This window comes from Planctomyces sp. SH-PL14 (assembly GCF_001610835.1).
Classification (GTDB): domain Bacteria; phylum Planctomycetota; class Planctomycetia; order Planctomycetales; family Planctomycetaceae; genus Planctomyces_A.
On the sequence record NZ_CP011270.1, the window covers coordinates 5,165,980 to 5,186,529 of the forward strand.

Consider the following 20,550-nt stretch of genomic DNA (forward strand, 5'->3'; position numbering starts at 1 on the left):
GCAAAGTCTGCCGGCGCCGCCTGATCGATCCGTCCTGACATCAAAACGAACTCACTTTTCGCGTGACGGGGCCGACCGTCGCATCGTCGATCTGACCTTCCCGGTGAGTGCAGGGAGCAGGCGTCGCAATCGACGTCTGCGAATGACCTCTGCCTAGGAATCCTCAATGACTCAAAAGACGAAACTGTCGCTCAAGCTGCTGCTTCCCTCGATCCCGGACGGCGGGGACAGTTGTGTTAAACGCCTCGCCGATCTCCTCCGTGCGAAGGAAGGGATCGACATGGCGCACCTCGTGTCCGGGGGCCGCTCGGATTCAACGGCCCTCTGTATTCACTACGCACCAGAGCGGTTGACACTGGCGGCCGTTCGGGAGCTGGCACAGCGGGCGGGAATGACCCTGGAGGCGCGGTATGGCCATCTGATGACCTGGACCGATGCCATGCCCGCGGCGCGAGCGCGGACACTGGAGGCACGGCTTCTGGAGACGCCGGGGATTCTCGAAGTTGCTGTTTCACCCACCGGGACGATTCGCGCGGAGTACGACCGCGAGCAGACGACCGAAGCCGTGGTTCAGGCGGCTCTGGCCCGGATGGGAGCGGACCACAAAGAGTCTGGCGACAAATCTGAGACCAGGGCCCGTGGAGCCGCCGATGCCGGTGGCATCTCCGAGCATGAACATGAGCACAGCCACGAAGGCCCCTTCGGCGAATGGACAGAACTCCTGTTTGCGGGAGTCGCGGGCGCTCTCCTGCTCATCGGATGGCTGCTCTCGCTAACGGGACTGAACTCCTGGATCTCTTGGGCCTGCTATGTCGCCAGCTACCTCTTCGGCGGCTACTTCACCCTCCAGGAAACGTGGGAGAACCTGCGAGCCCGGCGGTTCGAAATCGATTCCCTGATGCTGCTGGCGGCGGTGGGCGCCGCGACGCTGGGCGAATGGATGGAAGGCGCCCTTCTCCTGTTCCTCTTTAGCCTCGGGCATTCGCTGGAACACTACGCAATGGGGCGGGCCAAACGGGCCATCGAGTCGCTCGCTGACCTGGCTCCACAGACCGCAATCGTGATCCGCGACGGACGTCCGCAGGAAGTTCCGATCGGAGAGCTGCAGCGAGGAGAGGTCGTTCTCATCAAGCCGAATGAGCGGATTCCGGCAGACGGATTCGTCATCAAGGGGGAAAGCAGCGTCGATCAAGCCCCAATCACCGGAGAAAGCATCCCGGTCGACAAGCGTCCCGTCCCGGATGCGAAGCAGGCGGCACAGGATCCGGACCGTCTCGACGCCGTTCATCGCGTCTTTGCGGGAACGATCAACCAGAGCGGCGCGCTCGAAGTCCAGGTGACACGGCTTTCGACTGAGAGCACTCTCTCGCGCGTCGTCAGGATGGTTAACGAGGCCGAAACTCAGAAGTCTCCAACGCAGCTCTTCACGGATCGTTTCGAGCGGATTTTCGTCCCTTCGATCCTGGTCTTCGTGGGGCTCCTGCTGCTGGCTTGGGTCGTCGTCGACGAACCATTCAGCCGATCGTTCTACCGGGCGATGGCAGTCCTCGTTGCGGCGAGTCCTTGTGCGCTGGCCATTTCGACGCCGAGTGCCGTTCTGAGCGGCGTGGCCCGCGCCGCCCGGGGTGGCGTCCTGGTGAAAGGGGGTGGCCCGCTGGAAAGTCTTGGCACGCTCGGCGCGATCGCGTTTGACAAGACCGGGACCCTGACGGAGGGGAAACCCCGCCTGACCGACGTCGTGCCGTTCGAGGCGACAGAGGAAGACCTGTTACGGTGTGCGGTCGCGGTCGAGAGCCTCAGCGATCACCCGCTCGCAGCCGCTGTCGTCCGCGGGGGCCGTGAACGTCTGGGGAATCCCGACGTCGCGGGGGCGGTGGATCTCAAGAGCATCACCGGCCGCGGTGTCCAGGCACGGGTCGGGGGAGAGCTCGTCTACATCGGCAAGGATGACCTGTATCGAGAGATTGAAGGTCCGCCCGTGCCGGACGAACTGCAGCGACAGGTGGAACGGCTCGAAGGAGATGGCCGGACCACCATGATCGTTCGCAAGGCTTCCCGGTACCTCGGTGTCCTGGGGCTGATGGACACCCCCCGAAAGGCGGCCCAAGCCACGATCGCCGCGCTGCGGGAACTCGGCATCGGCCGCATGATCATGCTTTCGGGGGACAATTCTCAGGTCGCCAATGCCGTGGCCCGCGAGGTCGGCCTTGATGAAGCCATCGGCGACCTGATGCCGGACGACAAGGTCGAATCGATTCGGCGCCTTTCACAGGAGCATGGGGTGGCGATGGTCGGAGACGGTGTGAACGACGCACCGGCCCTCGCCAACGCGACCGTCGGGATTGCGATGGGGGCGGCCGGATCCGATGTCGCTCTTGATACGGCTGACGTGGCCCTGATGGCGGACGATCTCAGTCAGCTTCCGTTTGCCGTCGGCCTCAGTCGCAAAACGCGCGGAATCATCCGGCAGAATCTCTGGTTCAGCCTCGGAATGGTCGCGTTCCTGATCCCCGCCACACTGCTGGGGCTCAACATGGGGGCGGCCGTCCTGTTCCACGAGGGCTCGACGATTCTGGTCGTCTTCAATGCCTTGCGACTGCTGGCCTACGGGACACCCGCACCACCCGAGGTGAAGCTCTGACCGTCGCCTTCTTTCGGGGACGTGGACGGCCTTCAATGCCAGCGCACGGAGTATCCGACGCCGCAGAACAGGTCGTCGGCCGCGTCATTGAGGCCCATCCCGATCCGAAGGTCCCACTGAATGTCGTCCGTGGGGCGGAACGTGAATCCCCCGTTGAGATAGTGCTCCGTCTGGATCGCTTCCGCACCGTCTGGAAAGAACGCGAACCACTCCGTGTACGCTCCAACATGCTCCCCGAGGGTGTAGCCGAAGGTCCAGGACTGAGCCCATTCGGTGAACTCGGAGCCGGTCTCGCCGTCAATGGTCTGATTGAATTGCGTGCTTCCGCCGGCGCAGAGGAAGTCATTGATGTCCCAACCGTACAGGAGATTGACTCCCGGAAGGGCTCGATCAGCCGTGCGCGACCGACTTCCGGTCGGGATCGTCAGCTGTGGGACGATCGACATCTCCGGGAACAGACCATCCTGCAACGTCAGGGCGAGCTTGGTCCCCACGTAAAGATCTTCCGCGCCGGACGTGCTGGCGGCGGGGAGGTACTCCGCCGAGAAGTTCCAGGCCATCCGTAACTCCAGCCAATCCCGCAAGACACCGACTCGCAACAGGGCCTCGGGAATGGAGTGCTCCGCGGAGGTCGTTCCTCCGTCACGGTCCATTACGAACGTGTAGCCCGTTTCGAGCTGGCAGACTCCCGCTCCGACTGTCGAACTCGCCTCGGTGAAATCCGGACGGTCGGTCGTAATAGCGGATTCTTCTGCCACAACCGGCGAACTCTCCCGCCACTGGAACAGCGTGCTGGCGCGTTCTTCGGTTGTGGGCCAGTCGAATGCCGGCACGTCGAACGACGGGAGTTCGAATTCGGGCCAGTCAGCACAGGCCGGCGCCGCATGAATGCCGACCAGCCAGAGTACGGCAATCTGTCCGCCAAGGAGAATCCGTTCGAGGCCCCGCCTCATCGCGACACCAGCTTCCTGATCGAAAGTCCGTTCGACACAACCACGTCCGTCGGCGTGTGTCTATCGATTCGACCCGCGCACCTCGCTCGCGCGACGAAGAGCGGCTCTCGCGCCGCAAAGATCAGGTGGTCGCCGAGCCATCCCGAACCGGCTCAGTCGTGAGGATTCGCCGAACGAGGAGCCGCCGAGCGGTCGAATGCCCCAGCGTGAGGGGCTTTCCGCCCACCCGCACAGAAACGGTTCCGGTCTCGCGATCGTTGATGAGGACTGCGATCTCAACTCCAGCTTGGAACAAGATGCCTCCGAGAGACACTGCGTGCGGCTCTCCCTCGATCCATTGCAGGCTAACGATCTCGCTGGTGACACACTCGGAGAGACGTAGGAAGGCCGGCAGTTCACCCGATTCGCTCGGAATCGGTTCGCCCATGATGGTCCATTCCGGCTGACTCAGCATCGTGGCGATCGCTGCCACCAGTCGATCGGACGCCACCGACTCCAGTTCGACCGATTCGTCGATCGCAACCTGATGAGGCAGCCGGAGCATCTCCTGCAGAAACTGCTGTAGCAGCCGACGACGGCGGACTAACCGCCTGGAACTGCGAAGTCCGGACGACGTGAGCCGCACTCCCTGGTAAGGGATGTGAATCACCAGCCCGTCTGCCGCCAGCCGCTTGAGCAGCGAGCTGACGGTCCCGGTCGAGACACCGAGCCGCTTCGCCAACGCTCCATTGGTGGCGATTCCCGCGGACATTTCGTCACAGAGGATCCCGATGGTCTGGAGGCACACGTCACGTCGGAGTCGCTTCACGTCGATGGAATCGATCGGGCTGGCTGCACGCTGTAATGTAGCCCCAGCTACATTACAGCAGAAATGTATCGTACGCTACATTTCAGGCAAACCCCGGTTTGCGCCTGGGACAACTCTATCCGTATTGCCCGCTATCGGGGGGCAGAGTAAAATCCGGCCATGTTCCGCTGGGCACACATTCTCGTGACCATCGCTTTCCTCCTGATCTGTCCGATCCGGTGTGTTAGCGCGGCTACGTCGACACCGTCCGGGGTGTCTGTCCGGCAGAAGTGCGCCTGCTGTCGCCACAAAGTCGCTCCGAAGCCGGCTTCCGAACAGAAGAGTCCTCCGGTTGATGATTGCGGGTGCGGTAGTTGTCTTTGTCACGGTGCCCTGCGAGTGACGGGAGTCGATGCGATCGATTTGGGGGCGGTGGCTCCGGCTTTCAGTTTTCTCATGATCGTGCCGGAGTGCACGACGGAGCGGTCGCAGCCCGCTAGTGCCTCTGAGCGGACGTTTGATTTCAAACGCTTGGATGGGCAAAGTACTCGCATTGCGTTCAATTCTTGGCTCTGCTGAGAGCCGGCGCGCCTCCCGCTCGGATTGGCGCTACTTATCCCTTCGCATTCGCAGAGTGATTGGAGCACTGCGCTCCGACATGGCTCTCTGCGTGCACCGCTGAAATCTCCTTGTCTGGGGCGATCGTCTCCCCACGCGGCATCCCGCTCGGCAGCAACGGCTGTCGTTGCGCACCCCCGTTTTCTCGAAAGGAATCGATTCATGGCCCAAGCAATTACGCGAAAAGTCTTCTGCGCTATCGTCCTCACCTGCCTCGTATCGTCCTCTGTTCCCACCTGGGCGGGAGCTTCGAAAACGACCGTGGTCACCGTCGCCGAAATGTGCGGCGGTTGTGTCAAAAAGATCAATCAGCGCCTCGACGGATTCCCGGGGATCGCCACGGTCTCCTGCGATATCAAGACGAAGACGGTCACGATCACTCCGCAGGCGAATGCCACAGTCTCCTCCCGTGCTCTTTGGGAGGCGATGGATGAGATCGGCAAGACGCCCACCAAAATGGTCAGCCCGCAAGGCGTTTTCACCGCCAAACCATAGGCTTCTTGTCCCCGTGAACGTCGCGTCCTGAAGGTCCGTCCTTTGGGACGCGACATCCTCCTCTTTCCTCCTTGCGTCTCGCACCTCCATGATTCGGCGACGATTTCTTCCGTGGGAGTACGGTGTCCGCAATCTGCTGCGGCGACCTAGCCGGAGCCTGCTGACCCTTGGCGCCATTGCCACCGTCGTGTTCCTCGTTCTTGTCGTAGTCGGCTTTATCCGCGGGTTGGAGAAGTCCCTTGCAGGGAGCGGCGATCCCTCGGTCGTGCTCGCCTATTCCGTAACGGCTGAGGCGAACATCGAGAACTCATCGATCGTCGGCCGCAGCCCGGACCTGCTCGCGGCCAGCGTCGACGATGTCGAGGAACGGCACGGCGTGCGATGCGTCTCCCCCGAGCTCTATTTTGGAACGCGGGTCCAGGCGGGCCAGACCGGTCATGTCGGTCTGGGCCTGATCCGCGGCGTCTCGCAAGCGGCACCGCTGGTGCGGCGGCGAGTCCAGATCGTTGACGGCCGGTGGCCGGGCGCAGGGGAAGTGATGGTTGGCAAGCTCGTCGCTACCAAGCTGGGATGTCGCCCCGAGGATCTGGCGATCGGAAGTGAGGTCCAGATGGAACGGCGAAAGTGGAAGATCAGCGGTCATTTCGTCGCCGGCGGGTCGGCATTCGAGTCGGAGATGTGGTGCCGGCTTCCGGATCTCCAGCAGGCCCTTAACCGTCAAGATCTGAGCCTGGTGGCGCTGTTGATGAAGCCTCGTGTGGGCTCGGCGGGGGTCGAGCTCTTCTGCAAGGAACGAACGGACCTTGAACTCCAGGCCATCGGAGAGACCGCCTACTACGAGTCGCTGCAGAAGCACTACCGGCCAATGCGGCTCGTCGGATGGATGGTCGTATTCCTCGTTGCCGGCGCCGGAATCTTCGCCGGACTCAACATGATGTATGGGGCCGTCGCCGGACGGATCCGGGAGATCGCGACCTTGCAGGCGATCGGCTACCGCCGCCGTGCCATTCTGCTGAGTCTCATCCAGGAGGGAGCCCTTATGGCGGCAGCCGCTTCGCTCCTGGCCGGACTGGTCGCCATGCCGCTACTCAACGGCGCATCGGTTCGGTTCACGATGGGAGCCTTCGAGCTCCGCGTGGACGGTCCCGCGCTGCTGATCGGCTGCGGCATCGGCCTCGCACTCGGGATCCTGGGAGCGATCCCCCCGGCGCTTCGCGCCTTGCAGCTCCCGGTCGCCCAAAGCCTCAAAGCCATTTGAACTGTTTGTATTCATAGCACGCAGCCCATGCGGCTGCCCAATTCGGAGAAGCGTGATGGTTCTGTCTCACCTCAAGTCTCGTTTGTTCGTCGCCAGCCTGGTCCTGATGGCCGTCGGCTGCAGCGGATCGTCCCCCTCCGCCCCCTCTGCCTCTCCCAGTTCTCCAGCAGCCGCGTCCAGACCGACTGCGGCCGGCGAGAAGTACGTCGCGGCCAGCGAGCCGGCGGGGGCCGTCGCGGTCGGAACGGCTCGCGAGTCGGTCAAGGATGACGAAGACGTCGTCCTCGTCGGACGTGTCGGTGGATCGGAGAAGCCGTTCGTCGACGGCGTGGCCGCCTTTACGATCGTCGACCCCAAAGTCCCTCACTGCGCACCGGATGAGGGATGTGAAACGCCGTGGGACTACTGCTGCGAGCAGAACGCCGTCAAGAACAACATCGCGATGGTCAAGGTGGTCGACGGTCTCAAGCCGGTCATGACGGACGCCAAGACTCTGCTGGGGGTCAAGGAGCTGAACATCGTCGTTGTGAAAGGGAAGGCCAAGCGGGACGACGCCGGCAACCTGACCGTGCTGGCCGAACAGGTCTTCGTAAAGCAGTGAGCCGACCAGGGGAGCGGTGATCCTCCGCCGCTCCCAGGACAATCGTTGAAGGCACCCCTCATGGGAACCGAGGTCAATCTCCGAGAACTGGCCCTCGAACGGACCGAACGCCGACCTGTGGCCGGCCAGCGCGGGAAGAGCGCCTGGGTGTCGCGGTATGCGATACCCGGAACGATCCTGGCGGCATTCGCGCTCCTGATTGGCTGGGCGACGCGCGACTCATTCACGACGCGTCGGCCGGTCACGGTGACGCCGGTCATCGTGAGCCGGGCCGAAATCCAGCAGTCTGGAACGCCGCTGTTCCAGGCGGCGGGATGGATCGAGCCTCGGCCGACGCCGATCAACGTCGCGGCCATGACCGAAGGGGTCGTCCAGGAGCTGCGGGTCGTCGGCGGACAGGCAGTCAATGCCGGAGAAGCGATCGCACAGCTCATCGACACGGATGCCCAGTACTCCGTTAAGGAGGCGCAGACGGCCCTGCTCCTTCGTGAGGCGGAGCTGAAGGGAGTTCAGGCGGAACTCCGGGCGGCCCAATCGCGGCGGGAGAAGCCGGTTCACCTCCACGCACAGCTTGCCGAGGCAGAGTCGCTTCAAGCGAAGGCCCAGACGGAGCTCGCGAAGCTTCCGTTTCAGATCCGGGCAACTGCCGCCCGGCTGGAGTTTGCCAAGAACAACTTTGAGGGGAAGCAGTCGGCCGGAACTGCCGTCACCGGCCGCATCGTGCAGCAGGCGGAAAGTGAGTATCTCGCTCTCGAAGCGGAAGCGGCGGAACTCGAACGCCGGAAGCCGAGCTTGGAGCTGGAAGTCGAGACGCTCAAGAAGAAGACCGCAGCCCTCGGCGAACAACTCCGGCTGCTGGTGGAGGAGACGCGCCAGGTGGAGGAGGCGGAGGCCAAGGAGGCGGGGGGCAAGGCCGCCGTGGAACAGGCCCGGCTGAAGGTTGAGCGTGCCCGGCTGGCGCTCGACCGGACGACGATCCGCAGCCCGATCTCGGGGGTGATCCTCCAAGTAGTCGCCCACCCCGGGTCGCGGGTCATGGGGCTCGACAGCAACGCGACGATCAGTTCCAGCACTGTCGTAACGATGTACGACCCAACCCAGCTCCAGATCCGGGCGGATGTCCGGCTGGAGGATGTTCCACTCGTCGAGACTGGACAGCCCGTCGAGATCACGACTGCTTCGTCGAAAGAGACGATTCGAGGGACCGTTCTCCGGCCAACCTCGACGGCGAACGTGCAGAAGAACACCCTCGAAGTGAAGGTCGCCATCGACAATCCGCCGGCCGCTCTCCGTCCGGAGATGCTCGTGTCGACGACGTTCCTGGCGCCGGAACGGGCAGCGGAGGTAAACGAATCGCCTGGCGAGACCGAACGGCTTCTTGTTCCGAAGGACCTCGTCGATCGTAGCGGGAGCCGGCCCGCCGTCTGGGTCGTCGATCCGAGTGGCCTGGCTCGTCAGAAAGGAGTGACGCTCGGAAAGGCGAGTACGCCGACCCTTGTCGAGATCGCCGAGGGGCTGAATGTCACAGACAAGCTGATCGTGGACGGCCGCGAAGGGTTACGAGAGCGAGATCCGGTCACGATCAGCGGTGAAACATCCGGCCCGGGGCTATGAGCCGCGACAGCGAATCGCGACGTCGTTCACAAGATCGCGCCCAAGCGCAGAGGAGATCAGCATGCCACTCGTCGAGATCCGCAATCTCACTAAACAGTTCCGCAAAGGGGATGAAGTTCTCACCCCCTTGAATGATGTCAGTCTGGACGTCGAGGCGGGAGACTTCGTTTCGATGATGGGACCAAGCGGAACCGGAAAGAGTACCTTGCTCAACATGGTGAGCGGGATCGACCGCCCCAACTCCGGGTCGATCACGGTCGACGGCGTGGAGATCACACGGCTCTCCCGGGGAGCCCTCGCTGACTGGCGGGCGGCGAACCTCGGATACATTTTCCAGACGCACAATCTTGTTCCTGTTCTCACGGCCTTTGAGAACATCGAGCTGCCGATCCTCCTGCTTCCGCTGACGGCTGGCGAACGCCGCCGGCGTGTTGAAATTGCACTCGAAGCGGTTGGTCTGTCTGACAGGGCGGACCACTACCCCAGGCAGCTCTCCGGAGGACAGGAGCAACGCGTCGGGATCGCACGGGCCATCGTGGCTCATCCGAAAGTCGTCGTCGCTGACGAACCGACGGGAAGTCTCGACGCCGAGACAAGCAAACAAATCCAGGTCCTCCTGCGACGTCTGAACGTCGAGCTGGGAATGACGCTGCTGATGGTGACGCACGACGACGAAGTGGCGGCGATCGGAACGAGGCAACTGCGGCTGGACCGCGGTCAGATCCAGGAAGCCGGGCGAACAACCGGACGTCCCGCTTCGCTCGCCGCCAGCCGAAATTGAACAGGAGATCGACGTGTTTCGGTTTGCTCCCTATGTCATCAAGAGTCTTGTGGGACACGCCTCCCGCACGCTGCTGACCATCAGCGGGGCTGCGGTCGCCATTTTTGTATTCTGCTTCGTGGGAGCGGTGCAGGAAGGTTTGCAGCGGCTGACGTCCGACAAGGACGCGCAGCGTACGCTGATTGTGTTCCAAGAGAACCGCTTCTGCCCCACCAGCAGTCGCCTTCCGGAAGACTACGCCAAGACGATTCTTCAGGTCGACGGCGTGAAAGAGGTCATGCCGGTGCAGGTCTGGACGAACAATTGCCGGGCCAGTCTCGACATTATCGTCTTCAACGGCGTTCCGGCGACGCAGCTCCGCCAAGCGAGAGACATCGAGTTGATCGAAGGGGACTGGGGAACATTTGAATCACAGCGGGACGCAGCGGTCGTCGGCCGCAATGTCGCCCAACGCCGCCGTCTCCGGGTGGGGGATCAATTCTCGATCGGCGAGATGAACGTGAAAGTGGCCGGGCTGTTCCGCTCCCACGTTCCCGCGGAAGAAAACCTGATTTACACGAGCCTCCCGTTCCTGCAGTACACAAAGGGGATGGACTCCGCCGGCCTTGTGACGATGCACGAGGTCCAGCTGACGGAGGAGGCCGATCCGGACGCGGTGGCGGCCGCGATCGATGCCGCGCTCCGCTCCGGCCCGGTCGCCACCGCGACTCGCCGCAAAGGAGCGTTTCAAACGAGCACCCTATCGGACCTCGTCGACCTCATCGGCTTTGCCCATTGGCTAGGTTACGCTAGCGTCGGCCTCGTTCTGGCACTCGTCGCAACGACGACGATCATGTCCGTCCAGGACCGCGTGAAAGAACATGCCGTTCTCCAGACTCTCGGCGTTCGGCCCGGCCGCATCTTTCGGCTGATCCTGGTGGAGAGCCTGCTCCTTTGTGTCTTGGGAGGGACAATCGGAACCGGAGCGGCAATGGGCGTTCTGGGATGGAGCGGCTTGGCGATTGGGGCGGAGGGGGTCACGATCGCCTTTCGGCCATCTCTTTTGCTCGCCTGCTCGTCCTTGATTGTGGCCACAGCTGTAGGTCTTGCCGCAGGCGTTCTCCCGGCGATCCAGGCAAGCAGAACGAGTATCGTCGAGGCGCTTCGTGAGGCGTAGTTCGTCGCGGCGAAGCTCGAAGAACTGCGACGTCTCTGCGAGACGATCTGCGGATATCGCTGGACTGTGGAACTGTCAGTTGTCGAAGGACCGAAGAGTCTGGTTCGCAGCGACTAGGTCTTCTTCAGAACTCCCGCCGCCACAGCGGCCTTCTCGATCGCCCTCTCGACTCGCTTTCGGACGGCCTCCTCTGTCGCCCCAGCCGATGCCGCCAGTTCATTCCAATCAGCACCGTTCATTCGTCTCTCGATGAGGGAGCGGTCGGCGTCGGAACAGTGCGTGTAGACTCGCTCAACGAGCTCCTGCATCTCAAGGATCCGCTCGACGTGATCAGTCGACTCCTGCAGTGAGGCCAGCAACTCGTCACCGCCCAGTTCCGTACGCCGGGCGTCCCGCTTTTTGGCGTGTTGAAGAGCCACTGCGTCATAGATTCGATTCTGTGCAATCTGCAGGAGCAGTGCTCTGAGCTTGGCGGGATCTGAGATATCGAGCTCATCCGAATCGAGAGAGCGGAAGAATCGGGCGAGAACGGACTGACAGATATCCAATGAGTCGACGAACCGCCGGACCGAGCTCGACGTCATCCGAAAGCGAATGAATCGACGGAGCTCAGGCTCGTAGTCTCGAACAAGCGACGTACACGCGTCTTCATCGCCCGTGCGGATTCGCTCGATCAAGTTGGCCAGATCCATCGCTCTTCCTGGAGGCTGTCCGACTGGCCGACGTTGGAAGGCCACGGATTGGGTGATAATGCCGTCACTCGACGATTGCAAATGCGCTGACGACCGCAGGCGAACGGGCGAGGTTCCAGGGGAAAAAACTCCAGAAAGTGTGTCCGGGCCGAGAAGGACCGCCGTTTGGATTGGCAGAACAGACATCCATGCGGGCTGCCACAGATCGATGTCCGATCCCCTCCGTCCGCAATCCAATCTGGAGAAGAGTGATGAAAGGTCTGCTGAAACTGATGGTCCTGTCCGTCGTCACCGTTGTGCCCGCGGTGTGGCCGAGCAACGCTCAGGCCGGGCTCTGTGGTCCGCTGACGGTTGAGAACCGGTCGAATGAATGCGTGAAAATCTTCTTCAACAACGGCTACGTCGGCACCGTTCACGAAGGCGGGACGATGACATTCCAGATGGAAGACCATCAGGATGCGACGACGATCAAGGCCATCTGCGAGGACGGTGATCAGGTAGCCCGCGTGCACTTTCACGGCTTGCGAAACCAGTACCGGATGGTGATCCCGTAACGGACGACGAAACTCTCAAGTCTTTGAAGGGGCGAGTTGGAGATCCAGCTCGCCCCTTTCTTCGCGCGCCGAGCGAACCTTCAGACGTTTCGAAAATCCGCAGATTTCTTGTCCGGCCCCAGCGTCATCCCCGTTTTCATTGGCAGAACGCAACTCATACGGTAGTCCAGTCAGCCTGATGTTCAGGTCGCACAAGACTGCCTGTCCTGGAGAAGACTCGTGAAGACTCGCATTCTTGCCACTCTGTTTTCCATCGCCTTTGTGCTCCCCGCTGGCCTCGCCAACTCCGCGGAAGCGGGGCACGGTCATTTCCACGGCAGTATTCCCCAGAGCGGGTATTACGGGGGAGGCTACACCGCACCGATCTACCACGGCCCTTCGGTTCACTACGATCGCGTCTTTCACCCGACCTACACCCATTGGACTCCGAGTGGCGGAGTGCACTCCCACGGCCACTACGACGCAGTTCCGCACTACACTCCGGGACACGTTGACACGGTCCACAACGGCCACATCCACGGCAACCCCTGGTATCACCACTAGGAACTTGTCGAGTCTGTGATCATTCAAGAAGGAGGCCTCCCCAGAGCTTGTTGGGGAGGCTTTTCTTTTTTCTGGGGCATTCGAACGGAATCGCCCTGTTAACAGCGGCGGCTCGGCCCCGGTCGTTCAGCTTACACCGACACCAAGCCAACGGCCGGCGTGAACGGAACACCGTAAAGACAGACTGAAGTCGCTTGAGATGAGCTGACGAAGACGGGGTCCTCGCGCTCCACCGAATGATCTCGGCTCACACACTCAATGATCGTGGGTAGGTCATCTCGGACAGATCAGCAAAGACAAAGAGCCTTGGCAACCGGGGTCACCAAGGCTCTTTTGAACGCGGAAGCAGATGCACATTGCCACTCCGCCGGCTGAACTCCGAGATTGATCAGTCGGAAATGTGCCAAGTCAGGAAGTGGCTGTGCCCATGAAATTCGCTGCACGTCACCAGTTCGCCACCTTCTTCGCAGAAGGCTTCGAGGTGATTGTGGTGTCCATGCGCATGGGCGTGGAGATGCCCTGTCTGTCCTGCATGGACCTCGCCAACAAATTGACCATCGATGAAGATGCGCAGGCAGTGGCTTGAGTGATTGATCACTCGAAGTGTTCCAAAAATCTCTCGGGTCGACTCACCCGAGTCAGAAGCCGCCTTGCTCTCCTCTTCGTCTTTCGCGGCGGTGGCAGCCAACTTGGACAAATCGGACTTCAGGGCACTGTCGGATACGATCGCTGCGACGGCCTGAAGCTCCGCTGACAGGTTTCGGCGCTTCGTGAGCTCGATGGCTTCCTTCCGAATTTCGTCAGCGGTCACTTCCGCCTTCTTTCCCGAGACCTTCTCTGCAACGGCCAGGCTTTCCGCCGCGAGCGCGAGGTCGACCGGATCCGGTGACGTCCGTGCGTCATGGATTCGCACGCCGAGGCCGCTCAGATAGTCAAACGGAACTCCGAGGGCCTGCCGAAAATTCACGGTGCACGCCCTGGCGCAACACTTCTTGCCCTCCTTGGACAACTTGCATTGCACTTCCTTCGCCGCCTCTTCGGGCTTCTTCGCGTCGTCGGCGAACGCCCGAACAGACAGGAGTGCCACCAGCGACAACAGCGCAGACCACTTCCTTCCAGACATGACACGTCTCCTCAAATTGGCCTCGAAGCATCAAAAACAAACGATTCCCCGCGACTGCAGCACGACTGCCTTCGCCAGGAGATGGCCACAATACGGCCCCAGCCGGCGCATCACTCCGGCAAACGAGAGCGCGCGCCCTCAAACTCCAGCTAACGGTTGCCCGTCAAAACAGTCTCGCGGACCGGAGTTGATGGTTGAGCATCTGTCGAGCGGAAAACGACAACACCCTCGGGAAGCCGGAATGGGAATTGATCCACAATCCGGGCACCGGCCTCGCCTTCGGACGAACGCGCGTCCAACGCGTCTTCCGTCTCCGACCGATCGAGTCCGACACGCATTGCGGTAACGGCTTGCTGGCCGTCTGATCCAATACGGCGAACTTCATCTCGCCACAGCCCAACGACAGGAGTCCCGTCAATGGCTGCGACCGAGAGTTCCTTGAACACTTCGCGAGGAAGGCTCAGACGGTCCTTGCTCCGCGCGGCGGCCTGAATCGCTTCGACGTTGATGCTCGGGTCGAGCGGATACACGGAACTGGTCGACCCTGGGATGTCCAGGAAGACGTAGCTGGCTGGAGAGGCGCTGTAGACGACCAGAGAGATCACTTTCTCGGATGGTTTGCGATGAGTCTCACCCGTCATCGACTCACAGGCAATCTCGAGAAGCTGTTTGCTGTTGGTCGGTTTGAGAGCGACGAGCGAATGAACGGCGCAGTCGAAGTACGGCCTGGCAAACTGCAGAGACTCCTGGCGGCCGCGCCGCGCCGATCGGCAGTAGCCAAGAAGACGCTCGATATCGTTTCGCCGCGTGAGCTGGAATTCTCGCAGACGCTGTTCCTGCAACTCTGCCAACGGCTGGTCAAGCTCCTCGATCATCGTTCGGAGGCAGAACAGAGCTGCCTCGATTTCATCGCGGGTCAGCGACCGATCCAGCCGTTCTTCGTCCAGGTAACGATCGAGAATCGCTCGCAGCTCGGCAGCCTGATCAGCGATCTGCTTCTCGCAGTCCGAGGGGGCGGTACCGACCGGATGGTTCGCCACGGCCATCAGCAGTTCCGCCAGCCGCGCGCAGATTGCGACGTCCTTCTCTCCGATCCGATTCAAATGTTCGCGGTTGGCGGCAACCGCCTGTGTGTTCGTCTGCTTAGCCAAAGCCTCAGCCGACTTCGGCTGTTCCACGACGTTGCCCTCTTCCTTCGTCGATAGGAAGTCCTTTGATGGGGCCGTTGGGTTTCCAGCGGCCGACGTCTGGGCGGCGGTGGCCAGAGCGAGCTCTTGCTTCGCAAGCCGCAACTGCTCCTCTGCAATCGGTGGATCGAAGGCGGCGGATCCCGGAATCAGCAGGCTGAGCGCGTACTTGTACCTCAGCCGCGTCTGGAACCGCGGACGGAGCTCCGCAGGCAGGTAACTGCACGTCCGCAGGGCACGCCGGTAGTCGTCGGCCGCCTCGGACGGGTCGATCGGGTAACTGAAGAGGTTGCAGTCGCCAATCCGCTCCTGCGTATTCACCAGTCGTTCCACCAGCCGATTCTTCGTCTGACGGTAGTTCGACTCTCGGCTCTCGCTGGTGCGGATGTTCTGAAAGAGGTCCACGATCTTGCCGTAAAGCGATCGATACTGACTCAGCGCAACGTCCCGTTCTCCGAGGAACCGCGTCGCCATCGCTTTGCCATGAAGGTTGTGAAAGTAGAGGATTTCCTTCTCACGGTTGACGATGCCTCCGAGTCCGGCTCGATCGTTCAAAGCCTGAAGAATCTCGGACGAGCTATCAAAGTCCTTGACAGCCTTGGTGAACTTGCATGAGCTCATCCTGAGCCAGGCTCGGCGGTGATAGAAGGCGGCGCTGATTGGCATCTCGCCCCGGGGATCGACGCTCTGAATGCTCGCCTTCGCCAGTTCCAGTTGCTCCTCGGCCGCTCCTTCTCGCCCCTGCCGCTGAAGGGCTTCGGCATGGCGGCAGAACACAAAGGTCTTAAACGAAGCCGGCGTCTTGTCTGCGCCGAACACGGAGTTGGCTTGAGCGAAGTGGCGACAGGCCGCGTCGTAGTCTCGCGAGACGTCCAGGGCGAACCAGCCGTGGTCGGCGTGGCACATCGCCTGCATGGCCTGCATGTGGATCGTTGTCTTGGCCTCCTCGCGATATTTCTCGATGGCTCGTGCGTAGGCCTTGTCCGCGGCCACAGGATCCTTCCGCAAGGCATGCTGCAGTACCGCGAGAAAGTGGAAATCGACGGCTTCGAGGGCTGAGGATGGCTGTTGGGCTACGGAATCCGCCGCCTCTGCGAGTGCATTGAGGGATGCCACGATCTCGCCGGCCTTAGACTTCCATTGTTCATCGCTCGTTGCCCGCAGTTTCTCCATGTGTTCGAGGCGCCGCCGAACCTTGTCGTTCGACGGCGAGTGCTCACGCGCCTCGCGCATCCGGTTCAATGCTTTGCTTGCGGCCTGTTCGATCTCATCAACGGAGATCATCTCCTGGCCGGCGCTGCGCGTCGTCTCGGTCTCCTTCAGGATCTCGAAACGCAGGCCGGGATGAAACCAGGGGGACTCGTCGAACCACCAGTTTCCGAAGGTGCCGGGCACCATCGCGATCATGCACTTTCGAATCTCTTCCGAGGGGACCCCCGGCTCCGGAAGCTTGCCCCGCACTGTGAAATGAAACTCCCCCAGCGAGTCATTGATCCAACCGCATGAGGGGGCCTGATTGGAGGACAGGCTGGCATCCAGGTAAATCTTCATACCCTGGAACAGGTACGTCGCCTTGAAGGACTTCTGGTCACCGACCAGATTGGCGCGGTCGCGGAGCGCCTTGAGCAGTGCCGATGTGAAAGGAGAGTGCCCCTCGCCACCTTCCGCACGGGCGGAATCGGCCGCGTTTTGGAGGGCGTGGCTGGCCACAATTGCCTGGAAACCCGACGCCTTGAAAGCCGACGGATCATGGGCGCCTTGATCAGAGCCGTCGTTGCGCCAATCACGTCCAAACAACGCACCGGAGGCACAGGAGTCCAAAACAAGGAGCTTGTGCCGCGCCTTGGACTTCGACAGCTGTTTGACCAGCTGCTCCATGCCGATCGTCGTATGTTCTTCAGGCTGTCGGTTGACGCACGTAACGTCATAAGGCAGCAACGCGCCCTGGGTATTCTGCCGGCCCGACTTCAACAGGACTCCGTGTCCACTGAAGTAGAAAAGGACGCAATCGTCTTCCGCCGCTTCCTCGGCCTTGGCGATCTCGTGCCAGATCGCCCGTTCGGTCGCAGCTTCGCCGACAAGCAAGGTCAAATCATCGGGCTGAAATCCGAAGTGGGCTTTCAAAACCTCGGCGACTTCTTTTGCGTCATTCTCGGCATTCCGCAACGGCACCACTCCATCACCCTGGTCGGGGCGGCCCGCATAGTTGATGCCGATGATGACTGCTCGCCGAGTGCGATACTCCACCGGAGAGGTCTGGCCGTGGAACGTCATTCCCCGGACGCCCTGCTCGGCTGACTCAATCGGCTTGGTCTCAGCGCTTTGCGCACTGGACGAAGGCTCCGAAAATGTCTCCTCTGGAAGCGAGGCCCCAGGGCTTGGGTTGACGGCGGCTTCGTCGCGCACCTGCGGAGTCGCCCCTGCATCACTGGCGTCCTGACCGAAGACGACGGTACGTCCCATCAGAATCAGGCCGATCGTCAACAACACGCGAAGTACCATGTTCGCCCTCTCGACTCCGGCCGTCCGCCTGGCCCGCCCCGAATCAAACCCCGAACGCTCACGCCCCGTGACGCTCTTTTGCCCCAGCGAGCTCTCGATTCCCCCGGAGGACGCTGCGGAATGATCCTAAAACTCCACAATGGCCGAGTCAAACTTCTGCACGGCTGCCCCCTTTAGAAACCCAAACATTCTTCTTCGTCCTCTCGGCAAATCCTTTGACGGGACCCGCGTGCGAGGGCGTTCCGTTCCGGTTGTGACAAAGATGTGCGCGGGCTGCGAAATTGCTACGTCGATCTCACACCCCGTCTGCCGACGCAGTCGGTGATCCGGCGAGGTCTCGCTCCTTACCGCAGTGGCGCACGAGTGACCCAGGACCGGAGCATCACGGAAGGCTGTTCAGCAGACGTTCGGGACAGCCCTCTCGTTTCCTTTCCGGACGATGCAGTCTCCATCAGTTGCCCAAAAGGAGATGTTGACTCTCCTTTCAAGGCACGGGTTCGTTCCAGGTCAGCCATCCCTCCCTGCTCGAGGAACTCATACTTCGGCTCCTCCCGCTCGGTCGTAACAGGACTCGCGAATACGACGAATCCTTCAACCCCCTCACTGTCGCTGTTCACGGTGGCGATTTGAGGTCGGAACTGGCCTCCTCGTGGGAGGGAGCCCGAAGCCCACTGCGTAATGCTCAAATCACTTCCCAGGAACAGACAGCTCACCCACCAGTGGCGGACGCCCTCGTTGCGGAGCTGGACTTCCACACTCTCTCCCGCGTAAAGCTGCGGTGGATTGAGAATCTCCTCACCCTCTCGCTCGACTTTGACGGTCAACGTCAAGTCGCCCGCCGGGGCCTCGCCGTTCACTCCTTCCGCGACCCGCCAGACGTTCTGCCAGATAAAAATCTTGCGGACGTCGTCCGTCAGCTGATCCGTGAGACGTTCCAACTCTCGGGCATCGGATGATGACGGTATCGGCCGAATGGCTCGTGCAGGTTGCAGTGTGGCCAAGGGCAGCGAGGGACGCTTCGCGGTCGCCTCGCCCTTGAGCCTCGCTTCCGGGATGCGATTCGACAGGGGGGATAGGATTCCCGTCGGCTCCTGAACTTCCAATCGGTAGTCCTCTTTCGCCGTCGTTGGGGAGACCAGATGGAGGATCCAGTCCGCCGAGGACGCCTCGGGGTGCAGGACAAAGAGGTCTCGGCTTGCCGGGGGGATTCGATTGACCGCTCCTCGCAGGGATTCTGCGGTCGAGGACGCGACCGTGTCGTCGATTCGAAGATGAAGCTTGATCCGGGTGTCGCCAAGGTTTCGGGTCGACATCAGGCATCGCGACGTCTCAAGGAGCTGCAGAGCCGTCACGACGGACTGGCCGTCGGCGGCACACGGAACCCCCACGGAATTAGACGCAGTCGCGGAGACGACTTTCAGGTATCCCTGAGCCGACTCGGGTTCCACATCGCCCGAGTCGTGAACACGGAGAACGGAGCCGGGAGTGAATCCGTGAAGTTCACCTGCGTTGATCTGATACTGACCATTTCGAAGTCGAACTCCGTATCCGATCTCGTGGTCCCATTTCCGGGTCCCGACGACCTGTTGTCCCAGGTCCCCTTCGAAAACGGGAGTCGGGCCCCGGGCTCCTCGTTCGGAACAGTACAGGTTCAGGATCGACTGACTGAGATCCCGGTAGCTGTTCGGCTTATTGGGCCGCTGCATGGCCTTCACGAGCGAGTAGGTAAAGAGGCCAAAGTAGTTGCCAGGAACGCGCGCCGCGTCGGCAGGGCGCGGCAATTCGGGGGCTTCCTCAAAGGATTGGGCCGCGAAAAAGGCGGTCAGTGTGCCCCCAGACTCCCGCCGCTTCGCGGGGACGCGGGCTGACACTTTGTCATCCTGCCCGGACGGTCCAGTTCCGCGCCGGTCGGCGGGGGCCGGAATCTTCAATTCGTCGGGAAGAACCATGCGTGAGACTTCCGCCGGAGCCTCGCCTTCGATCGCGCGGGTCATCGTCCCGGAGTGGCACGTATCGAACGTCACCCAGACATGCGCCCCCTTGTCGGCCAGCGCATTGAGCCAGGTTTCAAACTCGTCGTCGACAATGGCGTTGGGAAGCTTCTGCCCATCCCAGGCTTCGACATCCGCCGGGAGATAGACTTCGTTGAGGTCATCGTCCTCGGACGGGTCCGTAGTCCGCCCACCGGTTTGGGGGACGGGAACCTGCGTCCCGTGTCCCGAGATCAAGATCACGATCTGATCCCCCGCCTTGGCGTCGGCAATCAGTCTTTCGAATCCCCGGACGATATTGGCTCGCGTCGGACGGGTAGACGTGTCGCTTTCCCAACCGAGTAAGGTCGTGATGTCGTCCTCTTGAAATCCGAACTGTTCCTTCAGCATCGCCTTGAACAGCGGCAAATCGTTCGCGGGGCCCTTCAGCGATCGAATGGACTGACACGCCGGATAGCTGGTGCAACCGACGAGCAACGCGCGGCGGGAACCGACGGTCATCGGCGGCGTTTCCGCCCCGTGCAAGTGAACGTTCGAGGCGCCCAATGACACGCAACCGAACAGGGACAGCAACACAACGACGCGATGCATATCGCGACTCTCTCGTGAGAGCGACCGGAGGTAGGTTCCCCGATCACGGGACCAGGATGAACTTGAAAACGGCAGAACGGCCCGTCGCGGACACAAATATTCTCGAAAAGGCGCAGACTTTCCCAGACGGATGGGAGCGGCCAGGAGACCGAAGCGGAGCCCTGGCGTCACGGCAGCCCGAAACTTGTTGCACGCAACCATGACGATTGTGCCCCGCCCGGATTAGGATCGCAACCATCTTCCCATGTTCGTCGGAAGCGTTGTCCAGGGCGGTCGGAAACGCCGTTCATTCCAGGGAAGGCCTGAACGGGCCCTCTTCGATCGTGTTGGCTCGCTCGCCGAAGACCGCGGACGGGGCCTGACCTGCACGTTTGCGAACGTCCCTGCCGGTTGAAGGAAGCAGAGCATGGCCGAGCACAGCGCCTTTGATCGTTCCGACAACCACAGTCGGTCCGTGCGAGAC

Annotated in this window: 15 protein-coding genes; 9 read left to right on the plus strand and 6 right to left on the minus strand. The window is 61.7% G+C overall.

The features are described from left to right. Positions 1–166 precede the first annotated feature (166 nt). Positions 167–2,641 (plus strand): heavy metal translocating P-type ATPase, encoded by a 2,475-nt coding sequence (locus tag VT03_RS19750; protein ID WP_075094576.1) that lies wholly within the window; start codon positions 167–169, stop codon positions 2,639–2,641. 32 nt (positions 2,642–2,673) lie between these two features. Here VT03_RS19750 and VT03_RS19755 read toward each other — a convergent pair whose 3' ends face one another. Beyond that, positions 2,674–3,594, minus strand: coding sequence for a transporter (locus VT03_RS19755; RefSeq protein WP_075094577.1), 921 nt, complete (start codon positions 3,592–3,594; stop codon positions 2,674–2,676). Between the two features lie 121 nt (positions 3,595–3,715). After that, positions 3,716–4,402, minus strand: a complete 687-nt coding sequence (locus tag VT03_RS19760; RefSeq protein WP_156514631.1) for a metal-dependent transcriptional regulator — start codon at positions 4,400–4,402, stop codon at positions 3,716–3,718. Between the two features lie 759 nt (positions 4,403–5,161). Between VT03_RS19760 and VT03_RS19765 the strand changes: the two genes are divergently transcribed. The 6 genes from VT03_RS19765 to VT03_RS19790 all read left to right on the plus strand — a co-directional run bounded on the left by VT03_RS19765 (position 5,162) and on the right by VT03_RS19790 (position 10,904). After that, positions 5,162–5,494, plus strand: coding sequence for a heavy-metal-associated domain-containing protein (locus tag VT03_RS19765; protein ID WP_075094579.1), 333 nt, complete (start codon positions 5,162–5,164; stop codon positions 5,492–5,494). A gap of 88 nt (positions 5,495–5,582) precedes the next feature. Beyond that, positions 5,583–6,752 (plus strand): ABC transporter permease, encoded by a 1,170-nt coding sequence (locus VT03_RS19770; protein ID WP_075094580.1) that lies wholly within the window; start codon positions 5,583–5,585, stop codon positions 6,750–6,752. A gap of 55 nt (positions 6,753–6,807) precedes the next feature. Beyond that, positions 6,808–7,353, plus strand: coding sequence for a hypothetical protein (locus VT03_RS19775; RefSeq protein ID WP_075094581.1), 546 nt, complete (start codon positions 6,808–6,810; stop codon positions 7,351–7,353). A gap of 60 nt (positions 7,354–7,413) precedes the next feature. After that, positions 7,414–8,967 carry an efflux RND transporter periplasmic adaptor subunit gene (locus tag VT03_RS19780; protein WP_075094582.1) on the plus strand — a complete coding sequence of 518 codons (1,554 nt, stop codon included), beginning with the start codon at positions 7,414–7,416 and terminating at the stop codon, positions 8,965–8,967. 61 nt (positions 8,968–9,028) lie between these two features. After that, a complete protein-coding gene (locus VT03_RS19785) occupies positions 9,029–9,748 on the plus strand; it encodes an ABC transporter ATP-binding protein (protein WP_075094583.1) in 720 nt (239 codons plus the stop codon). A 13-nt stretch (positions 9,749–9,761) separates the two neighbouring features. Beyond that, the gene (locus VT03_RS19790) at positions 9,762–10,904 is read left to right on the plus strand and encodes an ABC transporter permease (RefSeq protein WP_075094584.1); all 1,143 of its coding nucleotides are present in this window, start codon (positions 9,762–9,764) and stop codon (positions 10,902–10,904) included. 113 nt (positions 10,905–11,017) lie between these two features. On the opposite strand, the gene VT03_RS19795 is transcribed toward VT03_RS19790, so the two are convergent. Further along, positions 11,018–11,596, minus strand: a complete 579-nt coding sequence (locus VT03_RS19795; protein ID WP_075094585.1) for an RNA polymerase sigma factor — start codon at positions 11,594–11,596, stop codon at positions 11,018–11,020. A 251-nt stretch (positions 11,597–11,847) separates the two neighbouring features. On the opposite strand from VT03_RS19795, the gene VT03_RS19800 reads away from it, so the two are divergent. Further along, the gene (locus VT03_RS19800; RefSeq protein WP_075094586.1) at positions 11,848–12,150 is read left to right on the plus strand and encodes a hypothetical protein; all 303 of its coding nucleotides are present in this window, start codon (positions 11,848–11,850) and stop codon (positions 12,148–12,150) included. Between the two features lie 219 nt (positions 12,151–12,369). Next, on the plus strand, positions 12,370–12,693 hold the full coding sequence (locus tag VT03_RS19805; RefSeq protein WP_075094587.1) for a hypothetical protein: 324 nt from the start codon (positions 12,370–12,372) through the stop codon (positions 12,691–12,693). Between the two features lie 388 nt (positions 12,694–13,081). Here VT03_RS19805 and VT03_RS19810 read toward each other — a convergent pair whose 3' ends face one another. The 3 genes from VT03_RS19810 to VT03_RS19820 all read right to left on the minus strand — a co-directional run bounded on the left by VT03_RS19810 (position 13,082) and on the right by VT03_RS19820 (position 19,997). Beyond that, on the minus strand, positions 13,082–13,816 hold the full coding sequence (locus tag VT03_RS19810; RefSeq protein ID WP_075094588.1) for a hypothetical protein: 735 nt from the start codon (positions 13,814–13,816) through the stop codon (positions 13,082–13,084). Positions 13,817–13,965: 149 nt separating this feature from the next. Further along, a complete protein-coding gene (locus tag VT03_RS19815) occupies positions 13,966–17,505 on the minus strand; it encodes a caspase domain-containing protein (RefSeq protein ID WP_082846368.1) in 3,540 nt (1,179 codons plus the stop codon). Positions 17,506–17,849: 344 nt separating this feature from the next. After that, positions 17,850–19,997: a caspase family protein gene (locus VT03_RS19820; protein ID WP_075094590.1), complete on the minus strand. Its 2,148-nt coding sequence runs from the start codon at positions 19,995–19,997 to the stop codon at positions 17,850–17,852. Between the last annotated feature and the right edge of the window lie 553 nt (positions 19,998–20,550).